Here is a 26,780-nt window from a genome sequence, read left to right as displayed (position 1 = left end):
GGCAGTTAGCCGGGCGTTGTCGCTTAAATGGCCGAGGCTTAGTTGCCCTTGAGCCGCCGCAAGTTTCCAATCACCGACTCAAGCGCCCGATCGAACAGCAGCGCATCGTCGAGCAGGCGAATAGCGCCGCGGCGGAACTCCACCGCCAGGCCCATGCGGGTCTTCTCCAGCACCTTCATGCCGGTACGGTTGACGAACACATACTTGCCGGTCGGCTTGATCAACGCAGCCAGCTTGCAGCGCAGTTTGTGTTCTTCATCCTCTTGAAACTCGACCCAGCTGCCGACCCGCAGGTTATCCACCTCGAGCAGCGCCGCATCATCGTCCGGCAGACTGGCTTCCGGCTCCGCCACTGCGTTTCCGCCCGGTGCCAGAAGGATAATTTCTTCGACCACTTCGATCATCGCCGGCGTATCGACCTCGGCAGCCGGCAACTCCAGCAAGGCCGGCAGCGGTTCGGCGACGGTTGCCTCCGGGGCGTCGTCAGCGAGCTCCGCCGGAGCCTCAGCCTCGGGCATTGAGCGTTTGAAGCGCTGGAATGCCTGCACATGCAAGGCCTCCAGCTGACTGAAGAACGCACTGGTCGAGAACGGATCAAACGCCGCGCTGGCCATGCCCTCGCGCAGCGCCTTGAGCAAGCCCGGCACCAGTTCCAGCAACTGCAGGCGCGCCTCGGGATCTTCGTGCGGTTCGACACTCCAGACCAGCTCATCCATGGTCGCCAGAGCAGCCTGCCATTCCACAGACTCGGCGCCATGTTTGAGGAAGCTGAGCATCAACACCTTACTCCAGCCTTCTTGCAACAGGCGCACCACCACTTCCGGCAGGGTCTTGCCCAGCAAGCGCTCGTTCAGCGCCTGCTCAACCTGACGCCGAGCCAGTTCGGCTTTGGCACTACCCTCTTCGGCATCGCGGGTGCGCTGCTCGAGCAACTCGCTGCGCCGCCGCTCATCACCGGTGAAGGCCAGGAAATCGGTAAGCAACTCGGAGAAAATCGCCGGATCGTCGACGAAATCGTTCAGCAAGCGCTGCACGACCTGCTCGATCTTCTGGTACAGGCTGTCGCGACGACTGTCGTCCTGATCCACCCAACCCAGCGCCGCCGAAGCGATTTCGTTGAGCAGGCGCCGTGCCGGATGACTGCCGCGACTGAAGAAGGTCTTGTCGATCACCGCGACCTTGAGCATCGGAATCTGCAGACGGCCGATCAGCGCCTTGAGCGAATCCGGCAGGGTGCGGTCGTCGAGAATGAACTCGAACAGCATGGACACCAGATTGATGACGTCCTCGTCCACCTCGCCAACCACCCGCGCCTTGCCGCTTTTAGCGCTGGCACGGCCGAGCAATTGCTCCAACTGATTACGCAAGTCGAAATCGTCAGCGACCTGCGGCGGCATGCGCTGCTGCATGTGCGATAGCAGGCGCAGCAAGTCGTTGCTGGAAATGGGCAGGGCATCCGCCGGCAGACTCCGCCGCGGCTGAGCAGAGCCACCCCGAACCTCCGCCAGGAGCTCCTGCAGGGCGCTGAACATTTCCTGCACGCCTTCGCTGGCATAGGCCGTCGAACTGGAAAGCGCCGGCCCATCGGCCTGCGCGTTTCGCGCACCCGCCTGGCGGGAGGCAGGCCGGCGCTGCGCCGGTAGCGTGCTTTTGAGTTCGGGAAGGACGCCCGCCAGGACCAACGCCTGATTGGCCTCGCCATACAACTGATCGAGGTCGCTGAGCACATACTTCTCGAACAGCTTGAAGATGATCAGCTTGATCTTGATCTCAGCCCCAAGGCCGGCACAGGCCTCGAGGAACAAGCCGCACAGCAATGTAGGCCCAAGCGGATTGCTTTTGTCGTCGATTTTCTTGCTGACCAGCACGTTCAACCGGGTGGTCAGATGGCCAAGGGCGATACCGTCACGGCTCACCACCTTGGCGACCATGGAATCGAGGGCGACGGTTTCTTCCAGCTCATCTTCGTGAATCAACGACAGGCTATCGAACGACATCGAGCCCAATTGCGCTGGCTTGCCGATTTCATACTGATTGAGGCTGGAGAAGGATTCGAAGATCTTCTGCAGGAAGCCGCGTTCGATGGTTTTGCGCTTCAAACGCAGATCGCGCATGGCCTCGAAAAAATTGCTCTGTTCGGCGTTATTGGTCGCCCGGTCGGCCATTTCGAACAAGGTATCGTCGGCGTTATCAAACAGCGCCTGCAATGCCAGCTTCAGCTGCTGGGCCGCCTTGTCGCGCACATGAATCAGCGCCACCGGCAGTCTTCCGACCGGCGAGCTCGGCGAATGCTCAGGGGCAGCCTTGTTGAGGTGCACCACTTTCGCGTCTGTCATTGCGAATCTCCCGCAAGCCGCACTCGTTTCATGAGAGGTCGGCAGCCTGCACAGCAATCGTCTGAGCGTCGCCCGCCACGTCAAAGAACAGGCGTCAATAATTAAAGTCGCAGCCATTATAGAGAGCAAATCGCAAGCTCCAAGCAGAGTTTCTCTGCCATACATGACCTTCATCACAGCAAGTCGAGCGTTTATCGACCAACTGCATTCCCGCAGAAATAGCACGGCGCCTCGTCACGACGCTGCACCAGCGGTCGGCTATCCCTATAATCGCCAGCTCTGTGACATCTATAAAAAGGATGTTGCTCACTTTTCATTGCACCGACTTGTCCACGCCCGAGCAAAAGTGCTTGGCAGCCCAGCGGAGATTCAGCATGCCCAACTTGACCCTCGCCGACCTGAGCGCCGAAATCGAAGCCAACGTCCGCCGCGCGCTGGCAGAAGACATCGGCAACGGCGACATCACGGCGCAACTGATTCCGGCAGAGCGGCTCGCCCATGCCACGGTCATCACCCGTGAAGCCGCGGTAATCTGCGGCACCGCCTGGGTTGATGCGGTATTCCGCCAACTCGATCCGCGTGTCGCCGTGCACTGGCAAGTCCGCGACGGCGAACAAGTAGCGCCCAACCAAGTGCTTTTCCACCTCGAAGGCCCGGCACGCGCGCTACTTAGCGGCGAACGCAGTGCGCTGAACTTCCTGCAGACCCTTTCCGGCGTCGCCACCCGCTGCCGCCACTACGCCGACCTGGTCGCCGACACCCAGGTGAAACTGCTCGACACCCGCAAAACCCTACCCGGCCTGCGCCTCGCGCAGAAATACGCCGTCACCTGCGGCGGCTGCCACAACCACCGTATCGGCCTTTACGATGCCTTCTTGATCAAAGAAAACCATATCGCCGCCTGCGGCGGCATCGCCCAAGCCATCGCCGCCGCCCACAAAATCGCCCCGGGCAAGCCGGTGGAAGTGGAAGTGGAGAGTTTGGAAGAACTAAAGGAAGCGCTGGAGGCTGGCGCGGATATCGTCATGCTCGACGAACTCAGCCTCGACGACATGCGCACTGCGGTTCAGCTCACCGCCGGGCGCGCCAAGCTGGAAGCCTCGGGCGGCATCAACGAAAGCACCCTGCGCACCATCGCCGAGACCGGAGTGGATTACATCTCGATCGGCGCACTGACCAAGGATGTGAAGGCGGTGGATTTGTCGATGCGGCTGAGTTTGTAGGATGGATTAGCCGCGCAGCGGCGTCATCCGTCATCGGCCCAGCCCACAAAAGCAAACGCCCCACACAAGGCAGGGCGTTTGTTTATCGGCAGAACTCAATGGCCGAACGATTCGCGGTAAACGGTGGAAGCGCCTGGGGCGATTCCACCCTACGAGTTAGTCCGCCATACCGCGATAGTTCCAATCATGTTTCATCGCCAACCTGCTCAAACAACTTCGGATATTGCTTCTGCATTTCCTGTAGTTCGAACATCGCATATCCATGCCTCCTCTGACCGTAGCCGTAAAGGTGACGAAACAACATCAACTGTTCGCGCGCCGCAGCGGGCTGACCATTAAGGCCCAGAGCAACTACATAACGAAGCAAGCCAGAAATACTGGGATAGCGGTATACCACCTTGCCCATCCTATCCAAGTCAAACGCACTTATCCCAGATGTTGGCGGGGTTCGAGCAAAACGGATGAATTCCCGTAACTGACTCAGGAGAATGACGTCCGGCGCCGGCTGCGCCGCCTTGATCGTACCAACGCGCGCCAACTCCAAACGCAGCAAACGATGATCCTCTTCGACGATTCGATACTCCCGCCAAAACCAACCAAACAAACCGACACACATGACTAGAACAACGCCCATCAGCCAGCGCGGCATAACAACCGCGAACTGAGGACCCTCCGCTGCCGCTACCCCCAACAACAAACCCAAGGGGAACAGGAAAAAAGCCGATTCAAATGGAAACTCAACCATGGAGTGCCCGAGGATGAAGCCAGCCGCAAGCAAGGCGAACAAGCTCTCTGCGCTGCGGACACGGGCCCCAACTCCCGCTAGCCAAACCACGACGCCGAAGAAGATCAACCCACCGAGCAAAGGCCCATTCCAGACCATCAGATCAAGTAATAGATTATGCCCATCCAGGGAAATAGAAGGCGCCGGAAAATGCAACGCCCCCTGCATTTGCGCGACCGCGACTTGGTTCCAACCATAGCCCCACCAGGGGCCACGCCATACATCCTGCCAAAGCTGCGACCAGATGCTCCAGCGCTCAGAAACCGAACCCGACCGGCCGACATCCACATCGGAAAGCAGGAGCCACTCGGCGAGCTGCGTCAAAACCAAGAAACAACACGCATAAACACCGAGCCAACCAAGCAAGCCGCGTAGGGTCAGGCGCTGTGTATAGACATTCGCCTTCACGGCCCAGAAGGCAACCACTGCGATTGCGGTAGGCCAAGGCGCGCGAGACTGGGTCAGGGCGACACCCACCAACAGAAAACAGGCAAGCAGCCCAGCCGCGACAGAGCCGAGCAGGTGCTTTTCGTAGACATACAACACCCCGGCAAGCCCCATGCACAGCAGTGTTGCCAGATTATTGGGCTGGCCCATATTGGCAAAGGGTCGAGCGCCTGGCGGCAAATCGGCCGTCCAAATACTGCCAGGCAAGAGCAGCCACTGACGCAACGCTATCCATACCGACAAAACCGCAGCAAGAATAAATAATCCGGCCAATAGCCGCACAAAAAAATCACGGCTAACCGGCCGCGCCGCCAGGTGGTAGCCAACCTGTAACATCAAGGCAAAGCCGAGGAGGTATAAGGATGTAATCCAAGCGTCGCCAGCAAAGTAGATCAACCCAAAACCTAGCTGGAGCAGCGGAATAACAGGCAACAGGAAGAAAACGAGCAATGCCGGCGAAACTTTTACCGGCCCTGCCAGCAACATGGCCGTGATTAGCAGTAAGCCGGAAAAAAACGCCGCAAACTCCTGATAGGCCGTCGCCCATGGCGAATAATGATTAGGTAAAAGCCAAGCCACAAATAGCGCGCTAGCGGCCAGCACAAGCAACCACTGCTGCCCCTTATATATATTCATCTATAAGACCTAACCACTCGTACATTATAAAAAAACGCCCCGCACTAGGCGGGGCGTTAATTTACAGTCAGATCATACTCGCCATTCAATACGAGCCAAATACTTCAAGCCCACCAAATGGCCGTATAATCCAAAAGCTCGATTATTTGCAGCTACCCGGCATCCAGTTCGGAGGAGTACCAGAGCAGGTCCAGCCTTCGATAGGAGTATTCGAGTTGGCAGCGGTAGTTGGGGTCAAATTAACGGTAACAGCTGTACCGTTAATGTCGCCCGAAGCCACGACTGCGCCAGTAGTACCATCGACCGCCACGCCGGTGACAAACTGCGTTACAGCAGTTGAATCACAACCATCGAAACTGGTATTCGTGAAAGTTGAGGCACTTTGGTTGATTTCTGATACGCAGGTGCGCGCCCCACTCGCCGCCAGCACCACTTCAGAGGCGCGAGCCCGGTTGGTATAGTCCTGATAAGCCGGCAGCGCGATGGCAGCCAAAATACCGATGATCGCCACCACGATCATCAATTCAATCAGGGTAAAACCCTTTTGCATTTGAGCTTTCATGTAATTCTCCTTGGGTTAATAGGCCTAACGCCTAATTCCGAAAAAGCATATTGCGTGCCAAACACTCGGAAAGACGTTTTCCCTGAGTTTCCACCGCCAAACCCGGCACGACAAACCCCCAACTTCAGTAGATGCTGACAATTATCGTCACCCCGGCTCCGCCGATTTGGCAGCCTTTCTCCAGTGGGTTATAAGGCTTGCATTCCCCGTGGAGCCCCTTATGAACGACAGCGTCGCCCTTTCCGGCCTGGCCAGGCAGATGGTGCTGGCCGAACTGCTAGACGAAAAAACCGCCCAGCAGGCCCAGCAGCAGGCCCAGCGCAACAAGCTGCCGCTGGTCACCTACCTGGTGCAGAACAAGCTGGTGAAAAGCCGCGCCCTGGCCGAACTGGCGGCCGAGCAGTTTGGCGTGGCCTTCGTCGACCTCGCCAGCATCGACAAGGAAGGCCAGCCCAAGGAGCTGGTCAGCGAGAAACTGATCCGCCAGCACCGCGCCCTGCCGCTGTGGCGGCGCGGCAACAAGCTATTCGTCGCGCTCTCCGACCCCAGCAATCACCAGGCGGTCACCGACATCCAGTTCAGCACCGGGCTGACCACCGAGGCCATCCTGGTCGAGGACGACAAGCTCGGCGAGGCCATCGACAAGTTCTTCGACGCCGCCAACAGCGGCTTGGAAGACCTTGCCGACGTCGATCTCGATGGGCTGGATATCCAGGCCGTCGATGAAGACAAGCAGGACGCCGCCACCGGCCAGGACGCCGACGACGCGCCAGTGGTGCGCTTCGTCAACAAGATGCTCCTGGATGCGATCAAAGGCGGCTCGTCCGACCTGCACTTCGAGCCCTATGAAAAGGTCTACCGCGTGCGCCTGCGCACCGACGGCATCCTCCACGAGGTCGCCCGCCCGCCGATCCAGCTGGCTCCGCGTATCTCCGCGCGCCTGAAGGTGATGGCCAACTTGGACATTTCCGAGCGGCGCAAGCCGCAGGACGGCCGGATAAAGATGAAGATCTCCAAGTCCAAGTCCATCGACTTCCGGGTCAACACCCTGCCGACCCTGTGGGGCGAAAAGATCGTCATGCGGATTCTCGACCCTACCAGCGCGCAGATGGGTATCGATGCCCTGGGCTATGAGGAAGGTCAGAAAGAGCTGTACATGACCGCCCTCAAGCAACCCCAGGGCATGATCCTGGTCACCGGCCCCACCGGTTCGGGCAAGACCGTATCGCTGTACACCGGCCTGAATATTCTCAACACCGCCGACGTGAACATTTCCACTGCCGAAGACCCGGTGGAGATCAACCTTGAGGGCATCAACCAGGTCAACGTCAACCCGAAACAGGGCATGGACTTCTCCCAGGCCTTGCGCGCCTTCCTGCGCCAGGACCCGGACATCATCATGGTCGGTGAGATTCGTGACCTGGAAACCGCGGAAATCGCCATCAAGGCCGCGCAGACTGGGCATATGGTCATGTCCACCCTGCACACCAACAGCGCCGCCGAAACGCTGACGCGCTTGCGCAATATGGGCGTGCCGGCTTTCAACATCGCCACCTCGGTCAACCTGATCATCGCTCAGCGCCTGGCGCGCAAGCTGTGCCCGCACTGCAAGAAGGAAGTGCAGATCCCCCACGAAACCCTGCTGCACGAAGGCTTCCCCGAAGACAAGATCGGCACCTTCAAGATTTACGCCCCAGTCGGCTGCGAGAACTGCAAGGGCGGCTATAAAGGCCGCTTGGGTATTTATGAAGTGGTTAAAAACACGCCGGCCCTGCAGCGGATTATCATGGAGGACGGCAACTCCATCGATATTGGCGTACAGATGCGTAAAGATGGTTTCAACGACTTGCGTACATCCGGCCTGGAGAAAGCCATGCAGGGCATCACCAGCCTTGCAGAGGTTAACCGGGTGACCAAGGATTGACAGGGCACCAGGCTTTTGTAGGAGCGAATTCATTCGCGAGCTTCGGCTACGGGAAAAACATCGCGAGTGAATTCGCTCCTACAAAAGAGCTCCCAGGACATCCGACCTGTTTGACGAGAAGGCTCCTACAGGCGCGAAACGTATCTACCCATAACGACAAATACCAAGAATAACCAGCCTGTCCGGAACGAAGCAGGCATTACCGCTAGGGCGAGAAAATGGCTGAAAAGGCGTTGAAAACCAGTATTTTTGCCTGGGAAGGGACGGACAAGAAAGGCACCCGCATGAAGGGTGAGCTCAGCGGGCAGAACCCCGCGCTGGTCAAGGCACAATTGCGCAAACAGGGCATCAACCCGATCAAGGTGCGCAAGAAAGGCATCTCGCTATTCAGCGCCGGCAAGAAGATCAAACCCATGGACATAGCCCTGTTCACCCGGCAGATGGCAACCATGATGAAAGCCGGGGTACCGCTGCTGCAGAGCTTCGACATCATCGGCGAAGGCTTCGATAACCCGAACATGCGCAAGCTGGTGGACGAGGTCAAACAGGAAGTGGCTGCCGGTAACAGTTTCGCCGCCTCCCTGCGCAAGAAACCGCAGTATTTCGATGATCTGTATTGCAATTTAGTGGACTCCGGCGAGCAATCCGGAGCACTGGAAACCCTGCTGGATCGCGTCGCTACCTACAAGGAAAAGACCGAAGCTCTGAAGGCCAAGATTAAGAAGGCGATGAACTACCCGATCGCAGTGGTAGTCGTGGCGGTCATCGTTTCGGCGATTTTGCTGATCAAAGTAGTCCCACAGTTCCAGACAGTATTTGCCAACTTCGGCGCCGAACTACCGGCTTTCACTCTATTCGTAATCGGTATTTCCGAGGCATTGCAAAAGTGGTGGTTTGTTTTTTTGATTGGCATATTTGCTGCGGCAGTTGCCTTTAAGGAAGCACAGAAGCGCTCGGAAAAATTCCGCGATTGGATAGATCGAACCGTACTCAAACTGCCCATCGTCGGCGATATCCTCTACAAGTCCGCGGTCGCGCGTTTCGCCCGCACGCTGTCGACCACCTTCGCCGCCGGCGTGCCGCTGGTCGACGCGCTCGACTCAGTAGCCGGCGCCACCGGCAACGTGGTGTTCCGCAACGCCACCAATAAGGTCAAGTCAGACGTTTCCACCGGCATGCAGCTCAACTTCTCCATGCGCACCACTAACACCTTCCCGACCATGGCCATTCAGATGACCGCCATCGGCGAAGAATCCGGCTCTTTGGACGAAATGCTGGACAAGGTTGCTAGTTTCTATGAGGAAGAAGTCGACAACATGGTCGATGGGCTCACCAGCCTGATGGAGCCGATGATTATGGCCGTACTCGGCGTGTTGGTCGGCGGCCTGATCATCGCCATGTACCTGCCAATCTTCCAGCTGGGTGCCGTCGTCTAAAAATGCCTGTTATCGACTTTCTGGCCAGTCATGTGCTGGCCTTTGTTTTGTGCGCACTGCTGCTTGGCCTGCTGGTCGGCAGTTTTCTCAATGTGGTAATCCATCGCCTGCCGAAGATGATGCTCAGCGACTGGAAGGCTCAGGCACGGGAAGTGCTGGAGCTGCCGGCAGAAGCCAGCGGCCATACTTTCAACTTGATCCTACCCAACTCCCACTGCCCAGCCTGTGGCCACGAGATCAAGGCGTGGGAAAACATCCCGCTGCTCAGTTATCTGGCCCTACGCGGCAAGTGTTCGGCCTGCAAAGCGCCGATCAGCCTGCGCTACCCGCTGGTGGAGCTGGCTTGCGGCTTGCTTTCGGCCTATGTCGCCTGGCACTTCGGCTTCAATTGGCAGGGCGGCGCCATGCTGCTGCTTACTTGGGGGCTGCTGGCGATGAGCTTGATTGATGCCGACCACCAATTGCTGCCTGACGTATTGGTACTGCCATTGCTATGGCTAGGCCTAATCATTAATCAGTTCGGCCTGTTCGCCAGCCTCGAAGATGCCTTGTGGGGCGCGATTGCCGGTTATCTCAGCCTCTGGTCGGTGTATTGGCTGTTCAAGCTCATCACCGGCAAGGAAGGCATGGGCCATGGCGACTTCAAGCTGCTCGCCATGCTTGGCGCGTGGGGCGGCTGGCAGATATTGCCGCTGACTATCCTGCTCTCCTCGCTGGTCGGCGCAGTATTGGGCGTAATCATGCTGCGCCTGCGCAATGCCGAAACCAGCACGCCTATCCCCTTCGGCCCCTACCTGGCAATTGCGGGCTGGATCGCACTGCTCTGGGGTGATCAAATAACCGCAACCTATCTGCAATTTGCCGGTTTTAAATGAGCAAACCCTGGATTCTCGGCCTAACCGGTGGCATCGGCAGTGGCAAGAGCGCGGCCGCCAAGCACTTTATTGATCTTGGCGTGCATACCGTGGATGCCGACCATGCCGCACGCTGGGTCGTCGAGCCAGGGCGCCCAGCACTCGCGCGAATCGCCGAGCATTTCGGCGAAGAGGTTCTGCAGGCCGATGGCCAACTGGATCGAGCCGCGTTGCGTACCCGTGTTTTCCAGAACGCCGAAGAGCGTCGCTGGTTGGAGGCTCTGCTACACCCGCTAATCGGCCAGGAAATCCATGACTATCTCGCGCGGGCCGAATCGCCCTACGCCATTCTGGTCTCGCCGCTGCTAATCGAATCCGGACAACGACGGCTGACCCAGCGCATTTTGGTGGTGGATACTCCCGAGGAGCTGCAGGTGCAACGCACCATGCTGCGCGATCAGACTTCAGCGGAACAGGTCAACGCGATTCTGCAGGTCCAGGCCAATCGTGAGGAGCGCCTGCGTCATGCTGATGACGTCTTGGTCAACGATCGCGATCTCGCCTGGCTGCAGGCCGAAGTCGAGCGTTTGCACCAGTTTTATCTGACTTTGCGAGGAGGCCAGCCATGAGCCAGCCCACCATCATCAAATGCCCAACCTGTGGCGCTCCCGTCGAATGGAGTGCGCAAAGCCTGCACCGGCCGTTTTGCTCGGAACGTTGCAAACTGATCGATCTTGGCGCCTGGGCGGCCGAAGAGCATGCGATCCCCGGTGATTCCCTGGAAGACGAGTTGTTCTCAGGCCAACTACCGCCCCGCGAACATTAATAGCCCACTCATTGTCGCGGCTCGTCGTCCTTCCAGGGCGCCTGCAGATAGCGTGTCCGATTAAAGGTTTCCAGCCACTCCGGCTGGAAAACCACCAGCGCGCTAATCACCATGCCGTTGATGAATGCTTCCGGAAACATCACCAGCCACAAGTAACCGGCAAAATCTCCCAGCCAGGGCGGTAGCGGGAAGCGCCCATCTATCGCCAGCACGGCCAACCCCATCAACAAACATGTCAGTGCCGTCAAAGCCGCCGGAAAGAAACCGCAGCAGAATATGTAGACAAACAAGTTTCGTGGCTGCTTACGTTCGACCAGCAAAGCGCAAGCTTCGGCAATTAATACCGGCATCCCGACCAGCAGCAAGCCATTCAGGCCAAGCGCTAGAAAATCCTGCTTGCCGACTGCCAGCAAGCCAAATTGCGCGACCAGCCCCCCCGATTAGCGCTAACGGCCAGTCGAGCAATAACGTGACCGCCGTCATGCCAATGAAGTGATAAGACAGCCCTCCGGCGAAATCACGGCGCACCAGCCACAGCAAAAACAGCATAAATACCGTGCCAAAGAGCAGATGCTGACGACGAGTATCGCTGAACAACTCAAGCCAGGGGGCGCGCCAGACTGCCCATAAGATCGCCGGCAGATACAGGGCCCATCCAAGCGCCATGCTCTCGATTGACAGCAACCCGGCAGCAATCATCGGGCACCTCTATCTAGTTCAACCCTATTCCCGGACAGGTTTGGGACCGCAGCCAAACAAAACTCCGCCATAGTGCATGCCTCCGCATTCGCTATCCGCCCCACCACACTCGGCACGGAGAGAACGCTCGCGGATTGGTCAATGCAAACTGACATAGCTGGACTCCAGACCTGGCTGAACCAGTCTACACCTCACACGCAACGTCTAAGCTGAGGGCATGAACGAGACAGAGTATCTGCGCCTGCTTACTTACCAAGCTGAGCAAACCAATCTGCTGCTATCCAATTCGCGCAAATGGGAGCGCGAACGTTGGGTTTGCCAGCGATTGCTGCAGGCGCTGAATATCGACTATCACAGCGACGAATTCGGCACCGGCCAAGAACCGCCTGATGTGCGGTTTCGTGATGCCTGCTTCGAAGTCTTCATGGTCATCGATGTCGGCCGTCGCTTAAACGATGAATGGCGAGATGAGCTGCGACGCCGCCGCAGCGCATACTCCCTCAATCAGCTGAGGCGCCATGAAGCCCACCCCAAACGCATCAATGCCGATGAGCTGCAATCGCTCTTAGGGCCGACCCTGCGCAAGAAAGCACGCAACTACCGCGTTCGTGATCTCAAACTGGGCGAACTGGATATGCTTGCCTATATCGACCTGAAACATGCTGTTCCTGACTTCAATACCAGCTTCCCACCGCCCACAGAGTATCTACACCATGGCTGGCGCTCGCTTTCCATGGTCGGTCCGACTTTCGCACGGGTCCTCTTCGCCCACGGCAGCGCACCAGACTTTCTGCGCAATAATCTCGGCCGTTGCGTGCTATTCGACGCGGGTAGCGACTTATGATTAGTCGCGGCCACTTCTACAGCAAATTAATCGCTCAGCGCCGCCTGAGCCTCCTAGAATACCGACAATCCATAGCGAGGTTTTCATGACTAGTCGCCTCAATTCCGATGATCAAGCCCGCGTCGATAGCTACCTGAGCGCACCTCAACATCAAGTGGAGCGCAAGCCCTTCCGCCCTTGGCTTCTCCTCGGAATCGTCCTCGCCAGTGTTGTTACTCTCGGCCTCCTGAGCCGTTTGCTAAGCCGTTTGGTGCTATGAGCTGCCTCGCGCTCGCCTATTCGGCCGTTCACAGAATTTCTAGCCTTGTGAGACTGCGCCATGACTCATCGCATTGTGATTGTCGGCGGCGGCGCCGGCGGCCTCGAGCTTGCCACCCGCCTTGGTAGAACCCTGGGTAAGCGCGGCCAAGCCAAGATCGTACTGGTCGATGCCAACCTGACCCACATCTGGAAACCGCTGCTGCATGAGGTGGCAGCCGGCTCACTGAACTCTTCGGAAGACGAACTCAATTATGTCGCTCAGGCAAAGTGGAACCACTTCGAGTTCCAACTAGGCCGCATGAGCGGACTGAGCCGCCAGGACAAACGCATACGCCTGGCCGCTACGCTCGATGAAGGCGGTATCGCCCTGCTGCCCGAGCGCGAATTGAGTTATGACAGCCTAGTGCTGGCCGTCGGCAGTACAACCAACGATTTCGGCACGCCCGGGGCGGCTGAAAACTGCCTGTTCCTCGATACTCGCGCCCAAGCGGAACGCTTTCATCGCCAACTGCTCAACCACTATCTGCGCGCCCATGCCACACTCAACCAAGGGACTGAGCAAATCAATGTCGCCATCGTCGGTGCCGGCGCCACCGGTGTAGAGCTCGCCGCCGAGCTTCATCATGCGGCCCACGAATTGGCCGCTTACGGCCTGGATAGCATCCAGCCGGAAAACATGCGCATTACGCTCATAGAAGCCGGACCACGGGTGCTGCCCGCCCTCCCCGCACGGATCAGCCAGGCCGTACATCGCAGGCTGGAAAAGCTTGGAGTAACCGTACTGACCAATGCCGCAGTCAGTGAGGTCACCACCGAGCATTTGCAAACCCGTAGCGGCCAACTAATCCCCGCCAGCCTCAAAGTTTGGGCCGCTGGCATCCGCGCACCGGCCTTTCTGGAAAGCCTCGATGGACTAGAAAGCAACCGTATCAATCAGTTGCACGTGCGACCGACCTTACAGACCACCCGCGACGACGACATTTTCGCCTTCGGTGATTGCGCGGCATGCCCACAACCTGGCACCGATGAACGCAACGTACCGCCACGCGCCCAAGCCGCACATCAACAAGCATCGTTGCTGGCGAAGAGCTTCAAGCAGAAATTCGCAGGCCAAGCGCTGCCCACTTATCTCTATCGCGACTACGGCTCACTAATTTCCCTGTCGCACTTCAGCACCATCGGCAATCTGATGGGCAACCTGATGGGTAACGTCAAACTCGAAGGGTGGCTGGCACGAATGTTCTACATCTCGCTCTACCGCATGCATCAGATAGCGCTATACGGGATTGTCCGCACCCTGCTGCTAATGCTCAGCGATCATATTGGCCGCAGCACCGAGCCGCGACTGAAGCTGCACTGAACAATGCGCCCGACCTGCCCCGTGAAAAATTGGCAACAAAAAACCCGCACTAGGCGGGTTTTTTGTTTCTCAAGCGTACTTGAGAAGTTGGTGGGTCGTGTAGGATTCGAACCTACGACCAATTGGTTAAAAGCCAACTGCTCTACCAACTGAGCTAACGACCCGAAATGGTCGGGGTAGGGGGATTCGAACTCCCGACATCCTGCTCCCAAAGCAGGCGCGCTACCGGACTGCGCTATACCCCGGTCTGGAACTGGCTCCGCGACCTGGACTCGAACCAGGGACCCAATGATTAACAGTCATTTGCTCTACCGACTGAGCTATCGCGGAACTATTTGCACTCCAGCTCTGCTACGCGATTCGCGTCTCAGAGGCGCGCCATTTTACGTTTCGCGGCACGCCTGTCAACCCTTAAATCGCTTTCAAAGCAATGATTTGCCGCGATCCGATCGACTACTATATTTTGTAAGGCCCAACCACATTGGATGTGCCGGCCGCCAGGCTTTCGCTCAGGACAGTTGATGAATAACAATCAGGGCAACCCTCCGAATCGCCCCAAAGCAGCGCCGACGCTGGCTAACAGGGCCATTCAGCCGCGCTTTGGCGAGTTGGTCCAAAGTTGCAGGAAGCTGGCAATGAATCGGCTGGCTGAGCACCTGACGGGAGTGTTTGGCCAAGTCGACGACACGCTATTCGAGTGCGCGGAAAAAGCCGAAAACAATCAGGTTCAGACGCTGTTCTTCGATAACATGCGTGAAATTCGCCGCCAGCGACCGCAAATCGAACGCAGCTACCATCAAAAAATCGCCCAGAACTTTGCCGACTTCATTGACGGAAAGCTCAAGGAGCGCGAAGAGCCGGAAGAGCTGGATGCTACCCAGTTCACCCTCGTACAAAACGAGGATTACGAGGAGAGCCTGCAAGTCACCAACATGGTCAGCCGGGTCAAGGCGCGCTGCGCCCAACACCTATTTGCGCTCGAACAACGCCTGGCAGTCCTCAATAACGGCCAGAAGCTCGGCGAAGACAGCAACCCGTTCGGCCCTCAAGCCATTGCTCAGGCCTTCCGCGATGCATTAGCACCCTGCCCGTTCCCGCTGCGGATCAAGACCATCCTTTATATGCTGTTCGACCGGCATGTCATGCAAAGCCTGGACAGCCTCTACGAAGCGATGAACAAGCGCCTGATCGAAGCCGGCGTGCTGCCCAATCTGAAATACAGCGCACTGCGCTCGCCCAACACTGCGCGCCCCGCATCGACACCGACACCCACCCAACCGAGCGCAGCACCAGCAGCCGCTGCGGTTGAGCCCAGCAGTGGCGCCAGAGTCTTGGGCGGCAATTCGCAGCCGGACCCCGAAGCAGCCGCGCCGCCCGCGGGGCCCTCTCCATCGGCGCCTCCCACCCCGATCACAGTTAACCTCAACGATCCGCCATCTACCGATCCTGGCGCTTTGTTCAGCGGCCTAGCCGCGCTGCTCAGTGAGTATCGCCAGCGCGAAGGGGAAACTCCGTTACTGGGTGGCACGCGGAGTATTTCCAGCTTCGCCCCACGTGGAGCCACGCGCACCTACAGCGCCGGCGAACTGCTTGAAGCACTCAACCGCCTGCAGGAAAAGTCGGCCCACGACTTGTCGCAGCGCCTGCATCAGCCGCAACCGGTCGAAGAACTCAAGGCCGATCTGCAGGCACAACTGGAAACCCATAGCCATCTGCCCGGCCAACAGAAGCTGTCCGACCAGGAAGCCGACGTCATCGACTTGGTCGGTATGCTTTTCGACTTCATTCTTGACGACGAAAACCTGCCGGATATCTGCAAGACCGCGCTATCGCACCTGCATACGCCCTATTTGAAAGTCGCGCTGCAGGATAAAGCGCTGTTCACCCAGCATCACCACCCCGCTCGCCGACTCCTCAATGCCATGGCTCAAGCCGGCGTGCTGTATGGCAGCGAAGGCGATGAGCGCGGCTTGTTGGCGAAGATGCACTGGGTGGTCGAACGGGTGATTCAGGGCTACAGCGGCGATCTGTCTCTGTTCGATAGCCTGCTCGAGGAATTCAACGAATACATCGCGACGCTGCGGCACAAGGTCGAGCTGCGCGAGCGGCGCGCCGTAGAGGCAGCCAAGGGCCGCGACAAATTGCTCGATGCGCGCCAGCAAGCCGTCGATGTAATCGTCAAGACGCTGCAAGGCCGTGAGTTACCAGCCATCATGCGCAACTTCCTCGAACTGACCTGGGCCGACGTGCTGGTATTTATCCATCTGCGTCACAGCCAGCACAGTGAAGAATGGCAACGCGCCTGCGAGGCTGCCGAGCAGTTGGCCTGGAGCGGTACGCCGCTGAGTGAGCAGGACCATCAGCGCCTGCAGGACCTGCGGGTACCGCTGCTCGACACCCTGCGCAAGGGACTTGAGCTTCTCGGCGGCTACCATGGCGACGGCATCCGCCGCCTGCTGCAGGATATCGTCGCGTGTCAGCATGCCGTTCAGGCCAAGCACCCTGAGCTGGCCGCCAAGCTCGCGACCAAACTGCCGGAAAGCCCACTGGGCGCGATGCTCGGCGAGGATGCTGCGCTGCTCAATAGCGCGCCACGCTCGGGCCTCTCAGCGCACGCTCAAGTACTGGCCAAAGAACTGTCGCGTATCGAGTTCGGCACCTGGTTCGAATTTGCCAATGGCGGACAGCCACGCCTCCTCAAGCTGTCCTGGTTCAGCCCTACCACCCACAACTACATGTTCGTCGACCACAGCGGGCAGCGAGTGGCGATCAAGCCGCTGACTCTGCTCGCCAGTGAAATGGAGCAGGGATTGGCGCGAATCGTTCCAGCCCAGTCCACGGCTCCGTTAATGGACCGCGCCCTCACCGCCATCTACCGCGTGCTACAGCGTTTCACCGGCCGCACAACCGAGCCCAACTAAGGAACCCCAATGAATGATCGTCGTCAGCACAGCCGCCAGAGTACCGAGCTGCAGCTGGAAGTCTTCGACCTGCATAGCGGAAAACGCCTGGGCCGCGTGGTGGACTTGTCCACCGAGGGCTTCATGCTATTCAGCGATCACGCGATGGAGGTCGACAGCGTTATTGAGTGTCGCCTCATGGCGAGCAATGGCCCCGCGGGCGCGAAAGAAGTGCAGCTCGGCGCCGATTGTCTATGGAGCCGCCCGGGCGCCGACGGCCAACACTGCTGGGCCGGCTTTCATATCATCGACCTCAGCGACGAACAGACTGAAGCGCTCAATATTTTGCTCAAGCATCTGTAAATGCATAATAAAAAGCCCCGCAATGCGGGGCTTTTTATTGGCGGGCAGGATCAGCTGAAGATGATTTCGTCACCCTCCACTTTGCCGGTGACACTGGCACCCGGGGCGAATTCGCCCGCGAGGATCTGCTGCGCCAGCGGGTTTTCTACCCAGCGCTGGATCGCCCGCTTCAGCGGCCGAGCTCCATAAACCGGGTCGTAGCCAATGGCGACCAGCTTATCCAGCGCCTCATCGCTGAGCTCCAGATTCAGCTCGCGCTCGGCCAGACGCTTGCGCAGACGCTGCAACTGGATCTTGGCAATGCCGGCGATCTGCTCGCGGGCCAGCGGCTCGAACACCACCACCTCGTCGATGCGGTTAACGAACTCCGGACGGAAATGGCTGCTCACCGCATCCATCACCGCCGCACGCTGAGCCTCACGATCGCCTACCAGCTCCTGGATTTGCGCCGAGCCGAGGTTGGACGTCATCACCACCACGGTGTTGCGGAAATCCACGGTGCGCCCATGGCTATCGGTCAAGCGGCCATCTTCCAGCACCTGCAGGAGGATGTTGAACACATCTGGATGGGCTTTTTCCACCTCATCCATCAGCACCACCGAGTAGGGTTTCCGGCGCACCGCCTCGGTCAAATAACCGCCCTCCTCGTAACCGACATAGCCAGGCGGCGCACCGATCAGACGGGCCACGGAGTGCTTCTCCATGAACTCGGACATGTCGATGCGCACCAGCGCTTCCTCGGTATCGAAGAGGAACTCGGCGAGCGCTTTGCACAACTCGGTCTTGCCGACGCCGGTCGGACCGAGAAACAGGAACGAGCCACTGGGCCGGTTAGGATCGGACAAGCCGGCCCGCGAGCGCCGCACGGCATTGGCCACCGCGACCACGGCTTCGTTCTGGCCGATGACCCGCTTGTGCAGCAGGCCTTCCATCTTCAGGAGTTTCTCGCGCTCGCCTTCGAGCATCTTCGACACCGGAATGCCGGTCCACTTGGACACCACTTCGGCGATCTCTTCTTCGGTGACCTTGCTGCGCAGCAACTGATTTTCCGGTTTTCCGTGCTGGTCGACCATTTGCAGGCTGCGCTCCAGATCGGGGATTACCCCGTACTGCAGTTCAGCCATGCGCTGCAGGTCGGACTTGCGGCGCGCCGCCTCGAGGTCGCCTTTGGCCTGCTCGATCTTCTGCTGGACTTGCGCGGAGCCCTGCACTTCGGCCTTCTCCGACTTCCAGATTTCCTCGAGATCGGCGTACTCGCGCTCGAGCTTGCCGATGTCCTCTTCCAGCTTGGCGAGGCGCTTTTTGGTCGCTTCGTCATCTTCCTTCTTCAGCGCCTCGCGCTCGATCTTCAGCTGGATCAAACGGCGATCCAGACGATCCAGCGCTTCGGGCTTGGAGTCGATTTCCATGCGAATGCGACTGCCGGCCTCGTCGATCAGGTCGATGGCCTTGTCCGGCAACTGCCGATCGGTGATATAGCGATGCGAGAGCTTCGCCGCAGCGATGATCGCGCCATCGGTGATGGTCACGCCGTGGTGCACTTCGTAGCGCTCCTTGAGGCCGCGCAGGATGGCGATGGTGTCTTCCTCGCTCGGCTCATCGACCAGGACCTTCTGGAAGCGCCGCTCCAGCGCCGCGTCCTTCTCGATGTACTGGCGGTATTCGTCCAGCGTGGTGGCACCGACGCAGTGCAGCTCGCCACGTGCCAAGGCGGGCTTGAGCATGTTGCCGGCGTCCATCGAACCCTCGGCCTTGCCCGCGCCGACCATGGTGTGCAGTTCGTCGATGAACAAAATGACCCGACCTTCCTGCTTGCCCAATTCATTGAGCACAGCTTTCAGGCGCTCCTCGAACTCGCCGCGGAACTTAGCACCGGCGATCAGCGCGCCCATATCCAGGGACAGCACGCGCTTGTCCTTGAGGCCGTCGGGCACCTCGCCGTTGATGATGCGCTGAGCCAGGCCCTCAACGATGGCGGTCTTGCCGACGCCAGGCTCGCCGATCAGTACCGGATTGTTCTTGGTGCGCCGCTGCAGTACCTGAATGGTGCGGCGGATTTCATCGTCACGACCGATCACCGGGTCGAGCTTGCCGTCCTCGGCGCGCTTGGTCATGTCGACGGTGTATTTATCCAGCGCCTGGCGCGATTCCTCGGCGTTCGGGTCGTTCACCGCGTCGCCACCGCGCAGGTTGGTAACGGCGTTTTCCAGAGCTTTTTTGCTCACACCCTGAGCGAGCAGCAGCTTGCCCAGCTTGGTGTTCTCATCCAGTGCGGCCAGCAGTACCAGTTCGCTGGAGATGAATTGGTCGCCCTTCTGCTGGGACAGGCGATCGGCCTGATTGAGCAGGCGCGCCAAGTCCTGCGACAGGTTCACGTCGCCGGTGGGATTTTGGATTTTCGGCAGATGATCGAGCTCTTTGTTCAGTGCCTGGCGCAACGCCGAGACATCGAAGCCAACCTGCATGAGCAAGGGCCTGATCGAGCCGCCCTGCTGATCGAGCAGAGCCTGGAACAAATGTGCCGGTTCAATGGCCGGATGATCGAGGCCAACGGCCAAGGATTGAGCATCGGAGAGCGCCAGTTGCAGCTTGCTGGTCAAACGGTCTATTCGCATAAGTCACCCTTCCAGTTGAAAAGCAGGCCGGCGAGTTAAATCCGCCTGTGCTGAAACCTGCTGAGTTACCAGTCTAGATAGGGATGCTACTGCGGGAGTTCAAGCCGCCAGTCGTTGACGGAGCGCAAACAGTGGGGCTGCGCGTGTCAGTCCAGCCAGATCAGACTGGCGAAGCGACCGGTGCGGGCGGCGCGCCGATAGGAGTAAAAGCGGGGATCGCTGACGGTGCAGAAGTCGCCGCCATACACGGCCTCGACGCCGCATGCCGCCAGATGGATACGCGCCAGCTGGTAGATGTCAGCCAGAAACTTGCCGGCGCTCGCTGCAGAGCGGAACGCGCGCGCGGTGTCGGCATTGGCGTCAACGAATGCTTCGCGCACTTCGCCACCAACTTCAAAGGCCGCGGGGCCAATGGCCGGACCGAGCCACACCAGGATTTCATCGCTCGGCAGCTCCAGCGCTGCAACGGTGGCTTCCAGCACACCGCCGACCAGCCCCCGCCAGCCGGCATGCGCCGCCGCGACCCTGCTGCCCGCGCGGTCGCAGAACAGCGCCGGCAGGCAATCGGCGGTCATCACCGTGCAGGCGATGCCGGGGGTCGCCGTCCAGCTGGCATCGGCCTCTACCACGCGTTCGGGATCGGCCCGCACTACCTGCACGCCATGCACTTGATTCAGCCAAGCTGGTTGACAGCCCAGACGAGCAATCAGCCGGCGGCGGTTTTCATCGACAGCGGCAGGCACATCATCGACATGCGTACCGAGATTGAAGGTATCGAACGGCGCCAGGCTGACGCCGCCGGTGCGGGTGGTGGTACACGCTTTGACCCGGGCCGGCGCCGGCCAGTCAGGGACCAACCAGTCGTTCGGCACGCCCGGGTCAGCCGACAAACGCGTCGCGATCCTGACGCAGCAGGGTCAGTAGCCAGACGAAATCATCGGGCAGCGGCGACTCCCACTTCATCCGCTCACCGGTAGCCGGATGATCGAGCTCGAGGAAGCGCGCATGCAGGGCCTGGCGCGGAAAGCTCTTGAGCTCTTGCACGAGCGTCGGGCTGGCCGCCGGAGGAATACGGAAACGCCCGGCGTAGAGCGGATCGCCTACCAGCGGAAAACCCACATGGGTCATATGCACGCGAATCTGGTGGGTGCGCCCGGTTTCCAGCTTGACCCGCGTATGGGTGTGCAAACGGAAGCGCTCCAGCACCCGATAATGACTGATCGCCGGCTTGCCGCCGTCGGTCACCGCCATACGCTGACGCTGGGTGCCATGCCGGCCGATCGGTGCATTGATCTTGCCGCCCGCGGTGATCACGCCAATCACGATAGCTTCATAGATGCGGCTGACCGTGCGCTTTTGCAGCTGATCGACCAGCTTGGTCTGCGCTTGCAGGTTCTTGGCCACCACCATTAGGCCGGTGGTGTCCTTGTCCAGGCGGTGCACGATGCCGGCCCGCGGCACGTTGACCAGATCCGGCACATGGTGCAACAGGGCATTCAGCAAGGTGCCGTCCTGGTGGCCGGCGGCAGGATGCACCACCAGACCCGCAGGCTTGTTGAGCACCAGGATGTGCTCGTCCTCGTAAACGATGTCAAGGTCGATATCCTGCGCCAGCCATTCGCCCTGCGCTTCCTGCTCGGCCTCGAGGGTCAGCACGCTGCCGCCATAGACGGTGTCACGCGGACGCGCCACGGCGCCGTCCACCAGCAAGCGACCGTCCTTGATCCAGGTGGACAGGCGGGAGCGGGAATATTCGCCGAAGAGCTGCGCGGCGATCTGGTCGAGGCGTTGTCCGCCCAGGTCGGAGGGCACTTCGGCACGAAGTTGAATCAGTGACTTATTAATTGAGGACATGCTCGGCAACGGCGGGGGGCGTAGCCTTTGGTTTCAGCTGCGCGCTTGTGGTTAAATACGGCGTCTTTTTGTCCCGGCATTACCGGGGCCCCATCATAACAGGACGGCCCTGGCCAAGACAGCCAACCGTCACAGGGACGCAAGCCGCTATGCAAGTGAAACACCTGCTGCTGATCGCCATCCTCGCCCTCAACGTCGCGTGCTCTTCCAACAATACGGTCGACGAAAACCTCAGCGAGGCCGAGTTGTACCAGCAGGCACAGGCCGATCTGGACAATAAGAGCTACACCAGCGCTGTCAACAAGCTGAAAGCCCTGGAGTCGCGCTATCCCTTCGGCCGCTACGCCGAACAGGCGCAGCTCGAATTGATCTACGCCTACTACAAGAACATCGAGCCAGAAGCGGCCAAGTCCGCTGCCGAGCGTTTTATCCGCCTGCATCCGCAACATCCGAACGTCGATTACGCCTATTACCTCAAGGGTCTGGCCTCGTTCGACCAGGACCGCGGCCTGCTGGCTCGCTTCCTGCCACTGGACATGACCAAGCGCGATCCAGGCGCAGCGCGTGATTCGTTCAACGAATTCGCCCAGCTCACCACGCGCTACCCGAACAGCCGCTACGCGCCGGACGCCAAGCAGCGCATGGTCTACCTGCGCAACCTGCTGGCCGCCTACGAAGTGCATGTCGGCCACTATTATCTGAAGCGTCAGGCCTATGTCGCCGCCGCCAACCGTGGCCGCTACGTGGTGGAAAACTTCCAGGAAACCCCAGCCGTCGGCGATGGCCTGGCGATCATGACCGAGGCGTACCAACACCTGCACCTCGATGATCTGGCCACCACCAGCCTGGAAACCCTCAAGCTCAACTATCCCGACCATCCGAGCCTGGTCGACGGCCAGTTCGTCGCCCGTGAGAAGGATGACAGCGATAACCGTTCCTGGCTGAGTAAGGCCACACTGGGCCTGATCGAAACCGACACGCCACTGCCGCCGGGCGAAACCCGCGCCAGCCAGGACGTGATCAAACAGTACGAAGACGCCGAAGAAGCCATTCCGGAAGACCTGCTGCCTGAGAACCAGGACGCCGCCCAGGAAGAGCAGCATGAAGCCGAAGGCAACAACAACGACCGCTCCTGGTTCAGCTACATGACCTTCGGGATCTTTGACTGAAGATTGCCGTTACGAAAAAGGGAGGCCTGCGGGCCTCCCTTTTTTATTGCCGGACTTATTGCTTGAACATGCCGCTCAATCGCCGATACGCCAGCCGGAAGTGATCGGATAGCGCCGATCACGACCGAAACCGCGCTGCGTCACGCGCACGCCGACCGCTGCCTGACGACGCTTGTACTCGTTGAGATCGACCAGCCGCAGCACGCGCCGCACCGTATCTTCATCGAAGCCCTCGGCGATGATGGCGTTGGCCGACAGGTCATATTCGACATACAGCTTGAGGATCTCATCGAGCACCGGATACGGCGGCAGCGAGTCTTCGTCTTTCTGATCCGGAGCCAGTTCGGCCGACGGTGGCCGGTCGATGACCCGCTGCGGAATCACCATGCCTAAGCTGTTGCGATACTCGCAGAGACGGAACACCAAGGTCTTCGGTACATCCTTGAGGACATCGAAGCCGCCTGCCATGTCGCCATAAAGCGTGGCGTAACCCACGGCCATTTCACTCTTGTTGCCGGTGGTCAGCACCAGATAGCCCTTCTTATTGGAGATGGCCATCAAGGTGGTGCCGCGGCAGCGAGCTTGCAGGTTCTCTTCGGTGGTATCGCGCCCCAGCCCGGAAAAGACCGGCGCCAGCGTCTCGAGAAAGGCCTCGACCATCGGCGCAATCGGCAGCACGCGGTAAGTGACGTTCAGCGCCCGAGCCTCGGCTTCGGCGTCCTCCAGGCTGATCTGGGCGGTGTAGCGGAACGGCATCATCACCGCCTCGACCCGCTCTGCCCCAAGCGCATCGACCGCGACCGCCAGGGTCAACGCCGAGTCGATGCCGCCCGACAGCCCCAGCACCACCCCTTTGAAACCGTTCTTCTGCACATAGTCGCGCACGCCAACCACCAGTGCCTGATAGACGCTAGCCTCCAATTCCGGCAGCGCCGCACAGTTCGCTGGGCGGGGCTGCACACGTCCCTCGGCACACTGGAAATCGACCGGATACAGCCCTTCGGTAAAGGCCGGTGCGCGCTGGCTGACCTGTCCGTCGACCGTCATCACGCAGCTGCCGCCATCGAACACCAGCTCGTCCTGACCACCGACCTGGTTCACATACACAATCGGCATACTGCCTTCGACCGCGCGCTCGGCGAGCATTTCCTCGCGTTCGCGCTGCTTTTCGAGATGGAAAGGCGAGGCGTTCAAGCTCAGCATCAGCTGCGCGCCAGCCTCTTGAGCCTGGCGCATCGGCTCGGCGAACCAGATGTCTTCGCAGATGGTCAGCGCAACCGGAATGCCCTTGATATCCACCACACAGGCGTCGCTACCCGAGGCGAAATAGCGCTTTTCATCGAACACCCGGTAGTTGGGCAACTTCTGTTTGTAATAGGTAACCAGTACCTCGCCATCGGCTATGGCTGCGCAGGCGTTGTAGCGCAACTCGCCCTCCAGCCAGGGGTAGCCGACCACCATATAAATGCCGCTGACTTCGTTTTTCAGGCGCTGCAGGCCCTGTTCGATGCGCCGCTGCATGCTCGAGCGAAGCAGCAGATCCTCGGGCGGATAGCCGCACAGCGCCAGCTCAGGAAACACGATGACATCCGCTTGCCACTGATCGCGGGCGCTTTGTGCCGCCTCGATGATGCGCTGGACATTGCCATGTACATCGCCAACACGCAGATTCAACTGGGCCATCACGACCCGTAGGGTTTGGCTCATCGCCGCCTCCATCAATAGGATTGCGCGCCCGGCTTGCCACCGGGCGCCATAGACCGCCATTGTCCCGCATCGTCTGACGCAGAAACAACGCACAGGCCAAGGATTCGCGTCTGTCCGCGCAGAGTGTCCTTGGCTAAACTGCGACCTCAATAAAAGAGAACGCATTATGGGCCGTTTGTTGTTCTGGATTGTGCTGATCGCGGTCGCCGTCTGGCTCTGGCGCCACTTCAAGCGCCCGACGCCACCCCGCGCCGATACCGAAGCGGGCACCACGCCGATGGTGCGCTGCGCCCAGTGCGGCGTGCATGTCCCGCAAAACCGGGCCTTGCAGCATGAGTCTCGCTGGTATTGCTCCCAAGCCCACCTGACTCAAGGTTCTTCGTCCGGTGATCGCTGAGACCCTGCAGCTGAGCAACGATCAAGGCCAGCGGATTTTTCGTCTCTACAACCTTTACCGACTGACCATCGGCCTGGCGTTGGTGCTGCTGATCTCCAGTGAGCTGGACGATCAACTACTCGAGTTGGCCAGCCCGCAACTGTTTAGCTACGGCAGCTGGCTGTACCTGATCCTCAACATGCTGGTGGCGGCACTGGTGCAGCGGCCGAAACACCTGTTGCCGGTGTTCACTCTGGCCTTGCTCGATGTGATCGCGCTGTCCGGCCTGTTCTACGCGGCCGGCGGCACGCCCAGCGGGATTGGCAACCTGTTGATTGTCGCCGTGGCGATCGCCAACATTCTCCTGCGCGGGCGCATCGGTCTGCTGATCGCGGCGATGGCAGCCATCGGCCTGATTTATCTCACCTTTTATCTCAGCCTCAGCCGTCCGGCTGCCTCCGCGCAATACGTGCAAGCGGGTGCGCTGGGAGCGCTGTGTTTCGCCGCCGCACTGTTCGTCCAAGGTTTGACTAAGCGCCTGCAATACAGCGAAGGCCTTGCCGCCCAACGTGCCGCCGACGTCGCTAACCTGGAAGCGCTCAACGAGCAGATTTTGCAGCGTATGCGCACCGGCATTCTGGTGCTTGACACCCACCATCGCGTGCTGCTTGCCAACCAGGGCGCGCGCAGCCTGCTTGGCCAAGATGCACTGACTGGCCAGGCTCTCGACCCGCACTGCCCGGAGCTGGTCAAACGCCTGCAGCAGTGGTGCGACAATCCAACCTTGCGTCCCGCCAGCCTACAAACGCAGGCCGATGGCCCAGCCCTGCAGCCCAGCTTCGTCTCCCTGCAGCGTGGTGAGCAGCAACATACCCTGGTGTTTCTCGATGACATCTCGCAAATCGCCCAGCAAGCGCAGCAACTCAAACTCGCCGCGCTCGGTCGCTTGACCGCTGGAATTGCCCATGAAATCCGCAATCCGTTGGGCGCCATCAGCCATGCTGCACAGTTGCTGCAGGAGTCGGAAGACTTGCAGGGGCCGGACCAACGCCTGGCGCAGATCATTCAGGACCATTCGCGACGGATGAATCTGGTGATCGAAAACGTCCTGCAGCTGTCCCGCCGCCGCCAGGCCGAGCCGCAGCTAATGGATCTGAAATATTGGCTGCACCGTTTCGCCGGCGAGTTTCGTAGCGCGCTGCCGAACAATCAGCAGCTGCATGTAGTAACCGACACCGGCACCCTGCAGACCCGCATGGACCCGCACCAGCTAACCCAGGTACTGACCAACCTGGTGCAGAATGGTTTGCGCTACAGCGCCCAGCGCAATCCATATGGACAAGTCTGGCTGCAGCTGTTTCGCGACGCGGAAAGCGATCTGCCGGTGCTCGAAGTCCTGGATGACGGTCCCGGTGTACCACCCGAGCAGGTGCAGCATATCTTCGAGCCGTTCTACACCACCGAAAACAAAGGGACCGGTCTCGGCCTGTATATTTCTCGCGAGCTGTGCGAAAGCAACCAGGCCCGTCTCGATTACAAACCGCGCGAAGTGGGCGGCAGCTGTTTCCGCATTACCTTCGCCCATCCACGCAAGCTGAGCTGAA

21 protein-coding genes, 3 tRNA genes and 1 pseudogene are annotated in these 26,780 nt (G+C 59.6%); 14 read left to right on the top strand and 11 right to left on the bottom strand.

What is annotated here, in order from left to right:
* Nucleotides 1-38 precede the first annotated feature (38 nt).
* A complete protein-coding gene (locus tag NVV93_RS03755) occupies nt 39-2,336 on the bottom strand; it encodes a DUF1631 domain-containing protein (RefSeq protein ID WP_258253115.1) in 2,298 nt (765 codons plus the stop codon).
* 374 nt (nt 2,337-2,710) lie between these two features.
* Here NVV93_RS03755 and nadC point away from each other — a divergent pair, with 374 nt between their 5' ends.
* Nucleotides 2,711-3,559: a carboxylating nicotinate-nucleotide diphosphorylase gene (gene nadC, locus NVV93_RS03750; protein ID WP_258253114.1), complete on the top strand. Its 849-nt coding sequence runs from the start codon at nt 2,711-2,713 to the stop codon at nt 3,557-3,559.
* A 184-nt stretch (nt 3,560-3,743) separates the two neighbouring features.
* Here nadC and NVV93_RS03745 read toward each other — a convergent pair whose 3' ends face one another.
* Both NVV93_RS03745 and NVV93_RS03740 read right to left on the bottom strand, forming a co-directional pair.
* Nucleotides 3,744-5,426: a PglL family O-oligosaccharyltransferase gene (locus NVV93_RS03745; protein WP_258253113.1), complete on the bottom strand. Its 1,683-nt coding sequence runs from the start codon at nt 5,424-5,426 to the stop codon at nt 3,744-3,746.
* A 142-nt stretch (nt 5,427-5,568) separates the two neighbouring features.
* Nucleotides 5,569-5,988, bottom strand: coding sequence for a prepilin-type N-terminal cleavage/methylation domain-containing protein (locus NVV93_RS03740; RefSeq protein WP_309137384.1), 420 nt, complete (start codon nt 5,986-5,988; stop codon nt 5,569-5,571).
* Between the two features lie 220 nt (nt 5,989-6,208).
* Here NVV93_RS03740 and pilB point away from each other — a divergent pair, with 220 nt between their 5' ends.
* The 5 genes from pilB to yacG all read left to right on the top strand — a co-directional run bounded on the left by pilB (nt 6,209) and on the right by yacG (nt 11,028).
* Nucleotides 6,209-7,912 (top strand): type IV-A pilus assembly ATPase PilB, encoded by a 1,704-nt coding sequence (gene pilB, locus NVV93_RS03730; RefSeq protein ID WP_258253112.1) that lies wholly within the window; start codon nt 6,209-6,211, stop codon nt 7,910-7,912.
* A 218-nt stretch (nt 7,913-8,130) separates the two neighbouring features.
* Nucleotides 8,131-9,348: a type II secretion system F family protein gene (locus NVV93_RS03725; RefSeq protein WP_258253111.1), complete on the top strand. Its 1,218-nt coding sequence runs from the start codon at nt 8,131-8,133 to the stop codon at nt 9,346-9,348.
* 2 nt (nt 9,349-9,350) lie between these two features.
* Complete coding sequence (locus NVV93_RS03720; protein WP_258253110.1) at nt 9,351-10,223, top strand: A24 family peptidase; 873 nt, start codon at nt 9,351-9,353, stop codon at nt 10,221-10,223.
* Nucleotides 10,220-10,831: a dephospho-CoA kinase gene (gene coaE / locus NVV93_RS03715; RefSeq protein ID WP_258253109.1), complete on the top strand. Its 612-nt coding sequence runs from the start codon at nt 10,220-10,222 to the stop codon at nt 10,829-10,831. The genes NVV93_RS03720 and coaE overlap by 4 nt, the downstream gene beginning before the upstream one ends.
* The gene (gene yacG / locus NVV93_RS03710; RefSeq protein WP_258253108.1) at nt 10,828-11,028 is read left to right on the top strand and encodes a DNA gyrase inhibitor YacG; all 201 of its coding nucleotides are present in this window, start codon (nt 10,828-10,830) and stop codon (nt 11,026-11,028) included. Before coaE ends, yacG begins: the two co-directional genes overlap by 4 nt.
* 8 nt (nt 11,029-11,036) lie before the next feature.
* On the opposite strand, the pseudogene NVV93_RS03705 reads toward yacG, so the two are convergent.
* Nucleotides 11,037-11,727 (bottom strand): annotated as a pseudogene (locus NVV93_RS03705) (energy-coupling factor ABC transporter permease).
* 217 nt (nt 11,728-11,944) lie between these two features.
* Here NVV93_RS03705 and NVV93_RS03700 point away from each other — a divergent pair.
* From NVV93_RS03700 to NVV93_RS03690, 3 genes are all read left to right on the top strand, one after another.
* The gene (locus NVV93_RS03700; RefSeq protein ID WP_258253107.1) at nt 11,945-12,571 is read left to right on the top strand and encodes a DUF1780 domain-containing protein; all 627 of its coding nucleotides are present in this window, start codon (nt 11,945-11,947) and stop codon (nt 12,569-12,571) included.
* Nucleotides 12,572-12,656: 85 nt separating this feature from the next.
* Nucleotides 12,657-12,830 carry a DUF3094 domain-containing protein gene (locus NVV93_RS03695; RefSeq protein ID WP_258253106.1) on the top strand — a complete coding sequence of 58 codons (174 nt, stop codon included), beginning with the start codon at nt 12,657-12,659 and terminating at the stop codon, nt 12,828-12,830.
* Between the two features lie 60 nt (nt 12,831-12,890).
* The gene (locus NVV93_RS03690; protein WP_258253105.1) at nt 12,891-14,192 is read left to right on the top strand and encodes an NAD(P)/FAD-dependent oxidoreductase; all 1,302 of its coding nucleotides are present in this window, start codon (nt 12,891-12,893) and stop codon (nt 14,190-14,192) included.
* Nucleotides 14,193-14,280: 88 nt separating this feature from the next.
* On the opposite strand, the gene NVV93_RS03685 is transcribed toward NVV93_RS03690, so the two are convergent.
* The 3 genes from NVV93_RS03685 to NVV93_RS03675 form a co-directional block, all read right to left on the bottom strand.
* A tRNA-Lys gene (locus NVV93_RS03685) sits at nt 14,281-14,356 on the bottom strand.
* Between the two features lie 4 nt (nt 14,357-14,360).
* Nucleotides 14,361-14,437 (bottom strand) — tRNA-Pro (locus NVV93_RS03680).
* A 9-nt stretch (nt 14,438-14,446) separates the two neighbouring features.
* Nucleotides 14,447-14,522: transfer RNA gene (locus NVV93_RS03675), tRNA-Asn, on the bottom strand.
* A gap of 191 nt (nt 14,523-14,713) precedes the next feature.
* Between NVV93_RS03675 and NVV93_RS03670 the strand changes: the two genes are divergently transcribed.
* Both NVV93_RS03670 and NVV93_RS03665 read left to right on the top strand, forming a co-directional pair.
* A complete protein-coding gene (locus tag NVV93_RS03670) occupies nt 14,714-17,113 on the top strand; it encodes a DUF1631 domain-containing protein (protein ID WP_258253104.1) in 2,400 nt (799 codons plus the stop codon).
* 9 nt (nt 17,114-17,122) lie between these two features.
* A complete protein-coding gene (locus tag NVV93_RS03665) occupies nt 17,123-17,455 on the top strand; it encodes a PilZ domain-containing protein (RefSeq protein ID WP_258253103.1) in 333 nt (110 codons plus the stop codon).
* 50 nt (nt 17,456-17,505) lie between these two features.
* Here NVV93_RS03665 and clpB read toward each other — a convergent pair whose 3' ends face one another.
* The 3 genes from clpB to rluD form a co-directional block, all read right to left on the bottom strand.
* Nucleotides 17,506-20,070, bottom strand: a complete 2,565-nt coding sequence (gene clpB, locus NVV93_RS03660; RefSeq protein WP_258253102.1) for an ATP-dependent chaperone ClpB — start codon at nt 20,068-20,070, stop codon at nt 17,506-17,508.
* A gap of 146 nt (nt 20,071-20,216) precedes the next feature.
* On the bottom strand, nt 20,217-20,960 hold the full coding sequence (gene pgeF, locus NVV93_RS03655) for a peptidoglycan editing factor PgeF (protein ID WP_258253101.1): 744 nt from the start codon (nt 20,958-20,960) through the stop codon (nt 20,217-20,219).
* On the bottom strand, nt 20,950-21,924 hold the full coding sequence (rluD, locus tag NVV93_RS03650) for a 23S rRNA pseudouridine(1911/1915/1917) synthase RluD (protein ID WP_258253100.1): 975 nt from the start codon (nt 21,922-21,924) through the stop codon (nt 20,950-20,952). The genes pgeF and rluD overlap by 11 nt, the downstream gene beginning before the upstream one ends.
* A 149-nt stretch (nt 21,925-22,073) precedes the next feature.
* Here rluD and NVV93_RS03645 point away from each other — a divergent pair, with 149 nt between their 5' ends.
* A complete protein-coding gene (locus NVV93_RS03645; protein WP_258253099.1) occupies nt 22,074-23,093 on the top strand; it encodes an outer membrane protein assembly factor BamD in 1,020 nt (339 codons plus the stop codon).
* A gap of 75 nt (nt 23,094-23,168) precedes the next feature.
* On the opposite strand, the gene NVV93_RS03640 is transcribed toward NVV93_RS03645, so the two are convergent.
* On the bottom strand, nt 23,169-24,800 hold the full coding sequence (locus tag NVV93_RS03640) for an NAD+ synthase (RefSeq protein ID WP_258253098.1): 1,632 nt from the start codon (nt 24,798-24,800) through the stop codon (nt 23,169-23,171).
* Nucleotides 24,801-24,966: 166 nt separating this feature from the next.
* Between NVV93_RS03640 and NVV93_RS03635 the strand changes: the two genes are divergently transcribed.
* Nucleotides 24,967-25,197, top strand: coding sequence for an envelope stress response protein PspG (locus NVV93_RS03635; protein ID WP_258253097.1), 231 nt, complete (start codon nt 24,967-24,969; stop codon nt 25,195-25,197).
* Entirely contained in the window at nt 25,187-26,779 is a 1,593-nt protein-coding gene (locus NVV93_RS03630; protein WP_258253096.1) for a PAS domain-containing sensor histidine kinase, read from the top strand. Before NVV93_RS03635 ends, NVV93_RS03630 begins: the two co-directional genes overlap by 11 nt.
* The last annotated feature ends 1 nt before the right edge of the window (nt 26,780 follow it).

This window comes from Pseudomonas sp. LS44 (assembly GCF_024730785.1).
Lineage (GTDB): Bacteria > Pseudomonadota > Gammaproteobacteria > Pseudomonadales > Pseudomonadaceae > Aquipseudomonas.
The sequence above is the reverse complement of the archived record's forward strand: the minus strand, read 5'-3'. Positions and strand labels throughout refer to the sequence as shown.